The sequence below is a fragment of the Streptococcus sp. 22.1 genome, from assembly GCF_016648645.1.
Classification (GTDB): Bacteria; Bacillota; Bacilli; order Lactobacillales; family Streptococcaceae; genus Streptococcus.
The window spans coordinates 48222-60687 of the sequence record NZ_JACLQK010000003.1 but is presented as its reverse complement, the minus strand read 5'-3'; the positions used below and the strand labels follow the sequence as shown (position 1 = coordinate 60687).

Here is a 12466-nt window from a genome sequence, read left to right as displayed (position 1 = left end):
TAATGGTTTAAATTAAATAACTACTTTTTTTCTCCGTCTTAACAGACTTTCAATAACGATTTTAGCTTTTCCGGACTTTGAAAATCCATCTTGTTGAGCTAGTCGAAATCGACCATAACCTCTAACCGAAATCATATCACCAATAATAACCGCCTGATCAGCCTTCTCAACTTGTCTATAATTTAATTTTACTTTTCCTGAAGCAATAAGTTTTAAGGCGTTAGAACGAGATAAGTTTAATACCGTCGCCAACACATTATCAAGACGCATACTGGAAAGTAAGACAAAAGTTTTTGAATACTTTTCTTGATTTGAAATCCAATCGTCTTTACTTACTTCTTTTAGAGTAACCGAAACATTACCAATCTTAGTAATAGTCATTATCGCATAACTTGCTAAATGAGAAGCAATGTAAAATTGAACGCGTCCTTCTTCATCAAGAATAATATCTCCAAATACTTGACGATCAAGACCAAGCTGATTAATCAGCGCTCCCAAAACTTTTGGGTGTGTCAATTTATTGAACTGTCTCGCATATGAGATTTCTAATCGTTTAATTTCAAAGTCATCTTCTTCAAGCTCGTAATATTCGGGAGCAAGTATCACTCTTCCATACTCTTCAGATTCAAGAGTTGAACTCACAAAAAATTTTAAATTGTAATAATGAGCCAACTCTTCAACAATCTGAATTTCACGAGGATTCAAGAAATCAGTTAAGTAAGGACTGTACCTCTCATCAACTAAATGACAAAATCCCCTAACCTTCTCTAGAAAAGGCCGTTCATCTAACGAGTAATGCTGTTCAATTTTTTTAATATCTGACATTAGAGTAGAATAAATCTAAGAATTCTAAGTGAAAAGTTTAGTAGAAGTACAATTACGATTATTGAAAAATCAATACCAGCAAAAGCTAAATTCAGGCGACGAAATGGTGCGAGAATCGGTTGAACAATTTGTCTAATGATTCTTCCAAGGCTAGTATCATAAGCCCCTGGAAACCAGGATAACAAAGCATAGACTACAAGAAGAATCTCTATCACGTTAACAACACGTGCCCAAATAACATAAAGTAATACAGACATCACTTAACGTCTCTTCATGTCGAAGTCAAAATTAGCTTCTTGGTTGCCGTGAGCCAAACCAATCTCTTCAATGTCAACTACGACATTAATTGGCGTAAGCAAATACATTGAAGAGCCAACTTTTTGCAAGTTGCCTGTAAGTACCTTGCTAGCACCATCAATAAAGTCAAGACAACGACGAGCTTGCGCTTCCAACATATATTGAAAATCGATTAAAACACATTCATTTTCAATCAATAGTTCTACAATTTCCTGAGCATCTTCATACTTTTTAGGATATTTAATTGCAATTGTTGTTTTAGTTGTATTCATTTGTTGTGGTCCCTGATTTGCTTGTGAACGACTCAGAGGTAAACTACGAAGGACTTGAGTTTCCTGTAAGTCTGAATTAACATGTTGGCGACGAGGAGGGACTGTTGCCTGAGAACGCTCAGGTTGACGTTGCTGACGAGGAGGTGGTGTCTGCACAGGTCTCTGTGCTTTTACTGGACGTGCTTTTACTGGACGTTCTTTAGCAGCATCTTCATAATCTGTTACTTCGTCGGTATCAAAATATGAAACAATTTTATCAATTGCGTCTTTTAATGCCATAAGGTTATTCTCCGTTCTCTTTAAAGAATGCACTGCCTATTCTGACAAAGGTTGATCCATTCTGAATAGCCATGTCATAGTCTCGACTCATCCCCATGCTTAACTGATCACAAGGAACATTCTTTAGTTTTTTCTCTTGAATTGATTGTCTAAGCTCATTTGTCTCAGAAAAAATCTTATCAAGTTCTTGAGCATCTGCATCAATTGGAGCCATAGTCATTAGTCCAACTATACAAATGTTATCAAGATTTTCAATTTGTTTTAGAACAGTATCAAGTTCTTCAGCTGAAAAACCATGTTTTGATTCCTCCCCTGAAACGTTAACTTGTAGGAAGCAATTAATAGTATGGTCGGCACGCTTTTGAATTTCCTCTGCTAATTTAACAGAATCCAAAGCATGAAAATAATCAACTAAATTAATAACATCCTTTACTTTACGACGTTGCAAGGTACCAATAAGGTGCCAAGTCAAATCATAATTTTTTAAAGCTTGATACTTATCTAAGAATTTATCAACGCGATTTTCAGCAATGTGCTTAATTCCCGTTTGAACCAATTCTTCAGCGACATCACTTGAAACATATTTGGTTACGGCAATAATATTGACTTCATCACTAGAGCGATTAGCCTTTTCACATGCTTCTTTTACCGCTTGATAAATATTATTTTTATTCTCTTCTATAGTCATTATTAACGATTTTTAAAGAATGGTGGTGTCTCCAATTCATCATCATCTTCAACATCACTTGAGAATGTAGACATAGTCAATTGACTATCTAGTTGACCAGTTTCAGGACGAGAAATATTATCACGTCTCAAATCCCAATTACCAAAAGCTGACTGCTCTTGTTGAGGAGCTGCCACTGCAGGACGAACTCCTGGTTGTGGCATTGAAGGTGTTTCATTATAGTCAAAATTTGGTTGACGTTCAAATGAAGGTTGAGAGACTGGACGTTGTTCTTCTTGAACAACTTGTTGAGTAGGAGCTGATGGTTGTGAAGGAGCTGTAGTCACTTTACGTGGTTGAGCTTTGATACCAGATGCTTTTTCAGCACGATCTTTGCGAACACCAGTTGCAACAACTGTTACACGGATTTCATCTTTCAATGTATCATCGATTGATGTACCAAGCCAAATGTTAACACCGTTACCAGCTGCTTGACCAACAATTTCAGAAGCTTCTTCTGCTTCTGTAAGCGTCATATCAAGACCACCAGTTACGTTAACGATAACATCTTCTGCACCATCAATAGTAGTTTCAAGAAGTGGTGAATAGATTGCTTTGCGTGCAGCTTCAACAATACGTTCTTCACCAGACCCAATACCGATACCCATAAGTGCATTACCTTTATTGGCCATAACTGTTTTCACATCGGCAAAGTCGAGGTTAATCAAACCTGGGTTAGTGATAAGGTCTGTAATACCTTGGACCCCTTGACGAAGAACATTATCTGCTTCACTAAGAGCTTCAAGAAGAGGTGTTTTCTTATCAACGATTTCAAGAAGGTTATTGTTAGAGATAATAAGAAGAGTATCAACTTGCTCACGCAACTCTTGAATCCCTTCGACAGCAAAGGCACCACGTTTGTTACCTTCAAATCCAAATGGACGTGTCACAACTGCAACTGTCAATGCACCCAAACTTTTCGCAATACGTGCAATAACTGGTGCTGCCCCTGTACCAGAGCCACCACCCATACCAGCAGTGATAAAGACCATATCAGCTCCTGTAAGTGCTTCTGTAAGTGTTTCTTCACTTTCTTCAGCTGCCTTACGACCAACTTCAGGTTGACCTCCGGCACCAAGACCACGAGTCAATTTAGGACCCAATTGGATTACTGTTTCTGCTTTAGAAGAACTGAGTGCTTGAATATCAGTATTAGCTGCAATAAATTCAACACCAGCAAGACCTTCTTCAATCATTCGGTTGATGGCGTTTCCGCCACCTCCACCGACACCGATAACTTTAATTACCGCACCTTGAACTGATGCGCTATCAAATGAAAAACTCATTTTATTTCCTCGCTTTTACTAGATTCAATTAATCAAACATACTGCCGAAAATTCCACGAACACGATCACCAAGTTTTTGTTTTTGTTCATGATTTTCTTCTTCAACTGGCAGAGGTACCTCAATAGTGTTCTCAACAGGAATAGGATTTGGTTGAGGAGCCACTCGAGGTGCTGGAGCAGGAGTTCTATCAAAACTCAAGGAAGGAGTCTCATTGTCGATTGGTTTACGACGAAGATACTCTTCACCAGACACAGCCTGTTGCGCGATGATGTCAACTTCTGTAAGAAGACCAACATACTCAACAAGACTAATCACATTTGCAAACATTGGATTACGGATACCAACTTGGTTTGGCACGTAAAGTTTAACATTTGTTTCAAAAATCTCTTGAGCAACTTCAACCACACCTGGCATGATAGCTGTTCCACCTACAAGGACAATGCCACCAGGCAAATCAAGTAGACGTCCTCGAGTCAAGTCTTGTTTAACTCTATCAAGGATATGCTTCACACGAGCTGAGATAATCTCAGCAAGGTATTTTTCTGTAATTTCAACAGGTGAATTCTCACCTACAACCTCTACTTGGACAGTTTCTGTTTCGCTTGCTTCTTCAATATCTGCATTACCAAAATTGAACTTAAGCGCTTCAGCAATCTGCATTGAAGTCTTCAAAACTTTTGAAATATCCTTAGTGATGTACTCGCCACCTTCAGAATAAATATTGGTAAATTGAAGTTCTTGAGCACGCATGCTTGCAACAGTTGTTTGACCTCCACCCATATCAATAACAGTAGCACCAAACTCACGTTCACCTTCATTCAGAACAGCACGTGTCATTGCAAGAGGAGAGATGATAATATTCTCTACTTGAATACCAGCACGTTCAACTGTCTTACGAAGGTTGTGAAGAATTGTTGTTGGTCCTGTATAAATGAGACCTCTCATTTCAAGACGAATCCCCATCATTCCACGAGGATCACGAATTCCTTGGAAGCCATCAACAATAAACTCTTCAGGAACTAGTGAGATAACCTCACGCTCAGGTGTAATGCTCTTTGTCAAGGCTGAGCGAACAACACTTTCAACATCTTCATCTTTGATTTCTTTTGATTCACTTGTTACAGGAATCATACCTTGTGTAGGCTCAATTTGAAGAAGATTAGCTGGAAGCCCAACGTTCACTTGCTCAATAACAATCCCAGCTTTTTCCTCTGCTTGTTCAATAGCTGTTTTGATTGTTTTCGCTGCAGCGTCAATGTCAACAATGATGCCATCTTTCACACCAGAACTCTTAACATTACTTACCCCGATGACATTCATTGATCCATCAATAAACTCAGCAACAAGAACCTTAATCGAGCTAGTTCCTATATCTAATCCTGTAAAAAAGCCATCTCTAGCCATTCACTCGACCTCTCAATCTTTCCATTCAATATCTTTGTAAACTGTATAAAAACAGAATTATTCGGATACTATTGTACCATAAAAAAACGTAAAATGTCAGCATTTTACGTTTTTTATTATTCAATATTAGCCTTGAGCAGGGGAAGGACGAAGAGTTGTTTCTTGACCAACAGTTGGATTTTCCTGTCCTTGAATACCCGGATTTTCAGAATTAGACTCTTCTTCAGAATGCTGTTCAGTTGATGTTGTAGTATCTTGATCTTCTTCAGAAGTTGTATTTTCTTCCTTTTTATCAGTCTTTTCTTTGTCTTTCTTTTTATCCCCATCAGTTTTTGATGATTCAACCTCAGGAGTCGTTGTATAAAGTCCAACTTCCATATCAACAATACTTCCATCTGAAAGTTGGCTCTTAATTTTCTCGTAGTAAGGGAGCTTAACCGTTAATTGAGAAAGAGGAACACGAATGGAATTGCCATCATACAGCTCAATTGTTAGTAAATCTGAAGTTGCTTTAGTTGGCGTAAGATTAATAATTTGAATATTATTCTTGATTTTTGAATCAAGTTTATTTAATTCTTTTACTAAATCTTCGATTTTCTTCTCGTCATCCATCTTTAAAGTGATGAATTTATCAGGTAGATTGCTAGTTGAAACCGTTCCTCCTGTCTTACCACTTTCAAGAATAGAAACATAACCATTTGTAGTTTGACGATAAGCAACAATTGGGTATTCTTTTACTGCAATATTAAATTGATTTGGAAAACTATAAGTTACTGTAGCCTTTTTAACCCAAACATTGGTTTTTTCAACAGTTGATGCAACCTTTCCTTGGTTGAAAAAGACATGAGTGATATAGTCTGTATCAAGAATTCCACTTGCAACTTTCACATCTTCTGGTAGAGCATTTTTTGTTCCTGATACAGTGAGAACCTTTTGTTTTGACCAAGGTGAAATAAAGAAAAGTGAAAATACGATTAGGATTGCAGCGATAAAAATAACTAGTCCCGCAAGATTTTGTTGTGCAATTGGAATATTACTACTCGTATTCCCTTTTTTTCGTTTCTTCTTTTTGGTCTTTTTTTTCTTTCTAACCTTCTTTTTCACTGGTGGTTGGCTCTCATTTGAAGTCGCCCCTTCTGAATGAACGACCTTTCCATTCGCAAATTCTTCAGAATCTTCGGTTTCTTTTTTTCTCAAAAATTCGAGGTTTCTCTTCTGCCACTCTGTGAGAACTTGTTTTTCTTGTGATTCTTGATCCTTTTTTGCCATGAAATTCCTTTATTTTTTTGAAATACTAGTCACTAATAGGTTATAAAAATCATCAGGAGAAGTAATTTCCTCAGATTTAGCCATAGCTTCTTTGTAAGTCTCTGCATGTTCAACAAGTTGTTCAAGCTCATGATTTAAGGTTTCCCAACTTAACTCTGCTTCCTGTAATTGACGTGCGTAACCTTTTCGTTCAAAATAGGCAGCATTTTCAAGTTGATCTCCTCGGCTAGCTTCTTTCCCTAAAGGAATAATTAAATGAAGTTTTTTCATAGCTAACAATTCAAAAATCGTATTTGAACCACCACGAGTGACAACTAAATCTGCCGCATCCATAAGAGGTTGATACAAATCTGTCACATAATCAACTCTATAAAGATGACGTTCTAAGGTATTCAATGAAGAGTCCCCAGAAATATTAATGACATTATATTTTTCAGTCAGTTGTGGAGTATTACTAATAAAATCATTAAATACCTTTGCACCAGCTGATCCACCTATGAAAAGGACAGTTTTTAACTTGTCATCAAACTGTACTTTAATCTTATCCAGAGCATCAGACTGATTGGACGTTGCCATCCCTACCTTTGTAATAGCACCTATATGTTTTGTCTTCGCCAATCCTTTAGATTGTTCAAAAGTCGTAAACATAGTAGTCGCAAATTTATAGGCAATCTTATTGGCCAAGCCCATAGAAAGATCAGACTCATGCACATATACAGGAACACCTAATAACTTAGAAGCAATTACCGGTGGCACTGAGACAAATCCACCTTTTGAAAAGAGTGCTTGAGGACGAATCTTGGCAATAATTGCAATTGACTGTAGAATCCCCCAACCAACTTTAAAGACATCCAACATATTTTGCCATGAGAAATAACGACGTAGTTTACCTGTAGCAATACTATGGAACGTCACATCCAAGCCAGATTTATCAATTTGCTCGTGTTCAATTCCGTGCTTATCACCAATATAGTGCACTTCCCATCCATCTTTTAGAAATTTTGGAATTAAGATAAGATTTAAAGTCACATGTCCAACAGTTCCACCACCGGTAAAAACAATTTTTTTCGCTTTTGCCATAGCCTATCCCTTCAATTGCTCAACAGTTGTGATAAATTCGTCACCACGCACTTCGAAATTCTTGTACATATCCCAGCTTGCATTTGCAGGGCTCAACAAGACAACATCTCCTGCACTGGCTTGATCAAAAGCAATACGTGTCGCATCTGCCACATCTTTGGCATCAAGATAAGTTACTCCTGCTTTATCAGCAGCACGCTTGACACGAGGAGCTGATTCCCCTAAAATCACCATTTTCTTAAGATCGGTAATGTCAGGAATGAGTTCATCAAATTCATTACCACGGTCCAAACCACCAGCAATCAAAATAACTTTACTATTATCAAAACCAGAAAGTGCTTTTTGTGTCGCTAAAATATTAGTTGACTTACTATCATTATAGAATTTCACTTCATCGATAGTATCAACGAATTGGAGACGGTGCTTAACACCACCAAAACTTGCGAGGGTTTCCTTTATAGCTTGGTTTGAAATACCTGACAATTTTGCTACAGCTATAGTTGCCAAGGCATTTTCAACATTGTGACTACCAGGAACGCCAATTTCATCAGCTTGCATCACTAATTCACCTTTGAAGTAAAGAGCACCATTTTCAAGATAGGCACCATCTACTTTTTCCACTGTTGAGAATGGAACTACTTGTGCCTTAGTTTGTGTAGCTAATTCCTTAGCTAAATCTTGATTGAAGTTCAAAACAACAAAATCATCCACAGTCATTTGATTTTGAATATTCCACTTGGCAGCCACATATGCTTCAAAACTACCATGATAGTCAATATGTGTCGGCATCAAGTTAGTAATCACAGCAATATGTGGATGGAAGCTGTCAATCCCCATCAATTGGAAAGAAGATAATTCCATAACTAAGGTATCTTGATTAGTTACTGACTGTGCAACTTCTGACGCAGGGAAACCAATATTCCCAGACAAGACACCTGATTTACCACCATGATTTAGGACATCAGCAATCATAGTTGTCGTTGTTGTCTTACCATTTGACCCTGTAATACCGATAATAGGTGCTTCAGATACTAGATAGGCCAATTCCACTTCAGTCCAAACAGGAATACCTTTTTCTAGTGCACGAGCTACCATTGGATTGTCATAACGAATTCCAGGATTTTTCACCATTAATTCAAAATTTTCATCCAAAAGTTCAAGAGGATGTCCGCCACAGACAACCTTAATGCCTTCTTCAAGAAGGGCTTGAGCCGATGGATTTTCCTCAAATGGTTTACCATCATTTACTGTGACAATAGCACCCAACTTAGCCAATAGGCGGGCAGCTGCTTCGCCAGATTTAGCCAAGCCAAGGACCAAAACTTTTTTATTCTCAAATTGTGTTACTGATTTCATAATTCGTCCATTCTCTCAAATTGTATCATAATCATTTTACCCTTTATCCCAAGCTATTTCAAGGAGTTACCTCTTCTTGGTAAAAGAAAAAGCCAATCTATCAGACTGACTTTTAATCTCATGCTACTTATTTATCTTCATGCTCAGCTTTTTCATGATTAAGCTCCGACATGGCGAAAAAATCTTTCAAGGTGAAGTAGCTCAATACAAGCATTCCAACTGTAACAAAGAACTCACCAGGTAGGCTGAAGAATTTAATGATTGATAGCACTGCTAAAAGTAGGAGCAATGCTAAGGTAGCCATGACAAAGAGAAGATTCATGGTGTTTTTTACCGACTTTGGTGCAATAAAGAAATAGAATGATGCAATCAATACAGCAACAATCAGATAAAACATCTCTTCTCCTCTCTATATATTATTCAGCTTCTGCTGCTTTTTTCTTACGTTTATTGGCTTTATCACGCTCTGCTTTATTCAAAATTTGTTTACGCAAGCGGATAGATTCAGGCGTTACTTCCATGTATTCATCATCATCCAAGAATTCAAGTGATTCTTCAAGAGTCAAGATACGTGGAGTCTTGATAACAGCCGTTTGGTCCTTAGTTGCTGAACGCACGTTTGTCATTTGTTTTGCTGTAGTGATATTGACACCAAGGTCATTTTCACGAGCATTTTCACCAACAATCATACCTTCATAAACTTCAGTACCTGGGTTAACAAAGATTGTACCACGTTCTTCAATACGCATAATTGAGTAAGTTGTCGCTTTACCTGTATCGATAGAAACGAGGGCACCACGGTGACGTCCACCAATTTCACCAGCAACAACTGGCAAGTATTGGTCGAAGGTATGGTTCATGATACCGTAACCACGTGTCATAGACAAGAATTCCGTAGAGAATCCGATAAGTCCACGAGCTGGTACAAGGAAGATAAGGCGAGTTTGACCGTTACCAACCATTTGCATATCAAGCATGTCACCTTTACGTTCTGAAAGGGCTTGGATGATAGAACCTTGGTACTCTTCTGGAGTATCAATTTGAACACGTTCAAATGGCTCACATTTCACGCCATCAATTTCTTTGATGATAACTTCTGGACGAGACACTTGAAGTTCGTATCCTTCACGACGCATTGTTTCAATAAGGATAGACAAGTGCAATTCACCACGACCTGATACAATCCATTTATCTGGAGAATCAGTTGGATCAACACGAAGAGAAACGTCTGTTTGCAACTCTGCCAAAAGACGCTCTTCAACCTTACGTGATGTCACGTGTTTACCTTCACGGCCGGCAAATGGTGAGTTATTCGCCAAGAAAGTCATTTGAAGTGTTGGTTCGTCAATACGAAGAACTGGCAATGGTTCAACAGCATCAGTTGGTGTAATTGTTTCACCAACGAAGATGTCTTCCATACCTGAGATGGCAATCAAATCACCAGCTTTTGCTTCTTCAATTTCACGACGTTCCAAACCAAAGAAACCGAAAAGTTTAGTAACACGGAAGTTCTTTGTTGTTCCGTCAAGTTTTGAAAGGGTAACTTGGTCACCAACTTTTACAGTTCCACGGAAGATACGTCCAATACCGATACGACCAACGAAATCATTGTAGTCAAGAAGCGACACTTGGAATTGAAGAGGTTCATCTGAGTTATCTACAGGAGCTGGGATGTGATCAATAATAGTGTCAAAGATTGGAGCCATAGTGTGCTCTTGATCAGCAGGGTTATCTGACAATGATGATGTACCGTTAATCGCTGACGCATACACAACTGGGAATTCCAACTGATCATCATCGGCACCAAGCTCGATGAAGAGTTCAAGAACTTCATCAACAACTTCTTCAGGACGTGCTGATGGTTTATCAATCTTGTTAACAACAACGATAGGTGTCAAGTTTTGCTCAAGCGCTTTTTTCAGCACAAAACGTGTTTGAGGCATTGTACCTTCGTAGGCATCGACAACAAGGACAACCCCATCAACCATTTTCATGATACGTTCAACTTCTCCACCGAAGTCCGCGTGACCTGGTGTATCCATGATGTTGATACGTGTACCGTTATAAGCAACAGCTGTATTTTTGGCAAGAATTGTAATTCCACGTTCTTTTTCAAGATCGTTTGAGTCCATTGCACGCTCATCAAGCTCTTTACGCTCATCAAGAGTGTGTGATTGTTTCAACAATTCATCAACAAGTGTTGTTTTACCGTGGTCAACGTGGGCAATGATGGCTACGTTACGGATATCTTCTCTAAGTTTAGTCATTTTTTCCTCTTTAATTTTTATTTCAACTTTTAAAGTATACCACATTTTCAACAAAATGGCAGAGCTCAGCTGATTGTAAACGTTTTTCAACAAGAAAAAGGTGCTGTCCACCTATAATTGGTCAGACACACCTTCTGTCATTAGTTATCAATTGTAAGTGCAAGACTAGCAGCTCCAATAATACCAGCATCATTTCCAAGCTCTGCTAATTTCACTTTTGTTGTACGGCGAACTTGTGGGAATGCATAACGTGTAAAGTATCCTTCAACACGGCTACGCAAGAATTCACCAGCTGCTGAAACACCACCACCGATTACAACTGAATCTGGGTTAAGAATGTTTGAAATGTTTGCTGTTGCAAGTCCGAGGTATTGAGAGACTTTATCAACAATGCTATTAGCAAACTTATCACCTTCAGCAGCAGCTACGAAGATATCTTTACTTGTCACTTGCTCACCATTATCTACAGCAGCTTTAATAGAAGAGTTCCCTTCGTATCCTTCTGCCAAATGACGTGCTAAACGTACAACACCTGTTGCTGAAGCTACAGTTTCCAAACACCCCTTGTTTCCGCATGTACATTCAAATCCTGTTTCAGGTTCAACAATAATGTGACCAATTTCACCACCAGCACCGGCAACACCATGAATTAAATTACCATCAGCGATAACACCGCCACCAACACCTGTACCCAATGTTACAAAGACAACATCTGGATTGTTAGCACCAGCACCAACCCAACGTTCCCCCAGTGCAGCCACATTAGCATCATTATCAATAGCGAATGGAATACCAAGTTCTTTTTCAATGACAGAGCCAACTTCTTGAGTATCTGCCCAGTTCAAGTTAAAAGCACCCGTTACTGTTTTATTTTCACGGTCAACTGCACCTGGAGATCCCATACCAATTCCAATGAAGTCTTCAGCAGTAAGTCCATACATTTCCAAACGGTGTTTCAAAGATTCTACAATGTTAGGAACGATGTGGCGACCATTTTCAAGCGTATTTGTCTCAATAGCCCATTTTTCTTGCACTTCACCTTCCGAAGTCAAAATACCAAACTTAACAGTTGTTCCACCAAGGTCAATTCCTAAGAGTTTTTTAGCCATTTTCTTTCTCCATTTCAATGCGATGTTCACGTCGTAAAATCATTTCAGCAGTAAGATAGTTGTCCTTGTCCACTAAACCATTCTGGTAGAGGGCTTCTAATTCAATCTTCATCATTTCGATATCATAGAGCCTTTTCCCTAGGTAAACCACTATGCCAAACTGTTTCAACAACTGTTGAACGTCATATAAAGTTTTCATAGCAATATTTTAGCAAAAAGCTTCTGCCATGACAAGATAGTTTTGAAAACCTTTACAGATTATTGTATACTTCAAGACTTAAAAAACCTAAGTCA

Annotated in this window: 12 protein-coding genes and 2 pseudogenes; all 14 read right to left on the bottom strand. The window is 38.4% G+C overall.

Annotated elements, in window-relative coordinates; translation table 11 throughout:
- Nucleotides 1–12: 12 nt before the first annotated feature.
- Entirely contained in the window at nucleotides 13–825 is an 813-nt protein-coding gene (locus tag H7U04_RS02080; protein ID WP_110980974.1) for an RNA-binding protein, read from the bottom strand.
- Nucleotides 825–1082, bottom strand: a complete 258-nt coding sequence (locus H7U04_RS02075) for a YggT family protein (protein WP_002890670.1) — start codon at nucleotides 1080–1082, stop codon at nucleotides 825–827. The genes H7U04_RS02080 and H7U04_RS02075 overlap by 1 nt, the downstream gene beginning before the upstream one ends.
- Nucleotides 1083–1085: 3 nt before the next feature.
- Entirely contained in the window at nucleotides 1086–1673 is a 588-nt protein-coding gene (locus tag H7U04_RS02070) for a cell division protein SepF (RefSeq protein WP_110980975.1), read from the bottom strand.
- A 4-nt stretch (nucleotides 1674–1677) separates the two neighbouring features.
- Nucleotides 1678–2361: a YggS family pyridoxal phosphate-dependent enzyme gene (locus H7U04_RS02065; RefSeq protein ID WP_110980976.1), complete on the bottom strand. Its 684-nt coding sequence runs from the start codon at nucleotides 2359–2361 to the stop codon at nucleotides 1678–1680.
- A gap of 2 nt (nucleotides 2362–2363) precedes the next feature.
- Nucleotides 2364–2522 (bottom strand): annotated as a pseudogene (locus H7U04_RS11570) (cell division protein FtsZ); the annotation flags it as partial.
- A 74-nt stretch (nucleotides 2523–2596) separates the two neighbouring features.
- Nucleotides 2597–3686: pseudogene (gene ftsZ, locus H7U04_RS02060) on the bottom strand (cell division protein FtsZ); the annotation flags it as partial.
- A gap of 28 nt (nucleotides 3687–3714) precedes the next feature.
- Nucleotides 3715–5091: a cell division protein FtsA gene (gene ftsA, locus H7U04_RS02055; protein WP_002890666.1), complete on the bottom strand. Its 1377-nt coding sequence runs from the start codon at nucleotides 5089–5091 to the stop codon at nucleotides 3715–3717.
- Between the two features lie 126 nt (nucleotides 5092–5217).
- A complete protein-coding gene (locus H7U04_RS02050) occupies nucleotides 5218–6360 on the bottom strand; it encodes a cell division protein FtsQ/DivIB (RefSeq protein ID WP_107372898.1) in 1143 nt (380 codons plus the stop codon).
- Between the two features lie 9 nt (nucleotides 6361–6369).
- Complete coding sequence (locus H7U04_RS02045) at nucleotides 6370–7440, bottom strand: UDP-N-acetylglucosamine--N-acetylmuramyl-(pentapeptide) pyrophosphoryl-undecaprenol N-acetylglucosamine transferase (RefSeq protein WP_107372896.1); 1071 nt, start codon at nucleotides 7438–7440, stop codon at nucleotides 6370–6372.
- A 3-nt stretch (nucleotides 7441–7443) separates the two neighbouring features.
- The gene (murD, locus tag H7U04_RS02040; RefSeq protein ID WP_049554182.1) at nucleotides 7444–8796 is read right to left on the bottom strand and encodes a UDP-N-acetylmuramoyl-L-alanine--D-glutamate ligase; all 1353 of its coding nucleotides are present in this window, start codon (nucleotides 8794–8796) and stop codon (nucleotides 7444–7446) included.
- Between the two features lie 127 nt (nucleotides 8797–8923).
- On the bottom strand, nucleotides 8924–9193 hold the full coding sequence (locus H7U04_RS02035) for a DUF3165 family protein (RefSeq protein WP_002890660.1): 270 nt from the start codon (nucleotides 9191–9193) through the stop codon (nucleotides 8924–8926).
- 19 nt (nucleotides 9194–9212) lie between these two features.
- Nucleotides 9213–11063, bottom strand: a complete 1851-nt coding sequence (typA, locus tag H7U04_RS02030) for a translational GTPase TypA (RefSeq protein WP_201059279.1) — start codon at nucleotides 11061–11063, stop codon at nucleotides 9213–9215.
- A 140-nt stretch (nucleotides 11064–11203) separates the two neighbouring features.
- Nucleotides 11204–12172: an ROK family glucokinase gene (locus H7U04_RS02025; protein WP_110980978.1), complete on the bottom strand. Its 969-nt coding sequence runs from the start codon at nucleotides 12170–12172 to the stop codon at nucleotides 11204–11206.
- A complete protein-coding gene (locus H7U04_RS02020) occupies nucleotides 12165–12371 on the bottom strand; it encodes a YqgQ family protein (protein WP_002890657.1) in 207 nt (68 codons plus the stop codon). The genes H7U04_RS02025 and H7U04_RS02020 overlap by 8 nt, the downstream gene beginning before the upstream one ends.
- Nucleotides 12372–12466 lie beyond the last annotated feature (95 nt).

What these genes read in the sequence shown, in the direction of transcription:
- H7U04_RS02080 (WP_110980974.1), bottom strand. Translation starts at nt 825, where the DNA reads ATGTCAGATATTAAAAAAATTGAACAGCATTACTCGTTAGATGAACGG.
- H7U04_RS02075 (WP_002890670.1), bottom strand. Translation starts at nt 1,082, where the DNA reads ATGTCTGTATTACTTTATGTTATTTGGGCACGTGTTGTTAACGTGATA.
- H7U04_RS02070 (WP_110980975.1), bottom strand. Translation starts at nt 1,673, where the DNA reads ATGGCATTAAAAGACGCAATTGATAAAATTGTTTCATATTTTGATACC.
- H7U04_RS02065 (WP_110980976.1), bottom strand. Translation starts at nt 2,361, where the DNA reads ATGACTATAGAAGAGAATAAAAATAATATTTATCAAGCGGTAAAAGAA.
- ftsA (WP_002890666.1), bottom strand. Translation starts at nt 5,091, where the DNA reads ATGGCTAGAGATGGCTTTTTTACAGGATTAGATATAGGAACTAGCTCG.
- H7U04_RS02050 (WP_107372898.1), bottom strand. Translation starts at nt 6,360, where the DNA reads ATGGCAAAAAAGGATCAAGAATCACAAGAAAAACAAGTTCTCACAGAG.
- H7U04_RS02045 (WP_107372896.1), bottom strand. Translation starts at nt 7,440, where the DNA reads ATGGCAAAAGCGAAAAAAATTGTTTTTACCGGTGGTGGAACTGTTGGA.
- murD (WP_049554182.1), bottom strand. Translation starts at nt 8,796, where the DNA reads ATGAAATCAGTAACACAATTTGAGAATAAAAAAGTTTTGGTCCTTGGC.
- H7U04_RS02035 (WP_002890660.1), bottom strand. Translation starts at nt 9,193, where the DNA reads ATGTTTTATCTGATTGTTGCTGTATTGATTGCATCATTCTATTTCTTT.
- typA (WP_201059279.1), bottom strand. Translation starts at nt 11,063, where the DNA reads ATGACTAAACTTAGAGAAGATATCCGTAACGTAGCCATCATTGCCCAC.
- H7U04_RS02025 (WP_110980978.1), bottom strand. Translation starts at nt 12,172, where the DNA reads ATGGCTAAAAAACTCTTAGGAATTGACCTTGGTGGAACAACTGTTAAG.
- H7U04_RS02020 (WP_002890657.1), bottom strand. Translation starts at nt 12,371, where the DNA reads ATGAAAACTTTATATGACGTTCAACAGTTGTTGAAACAGTTTGGCATA.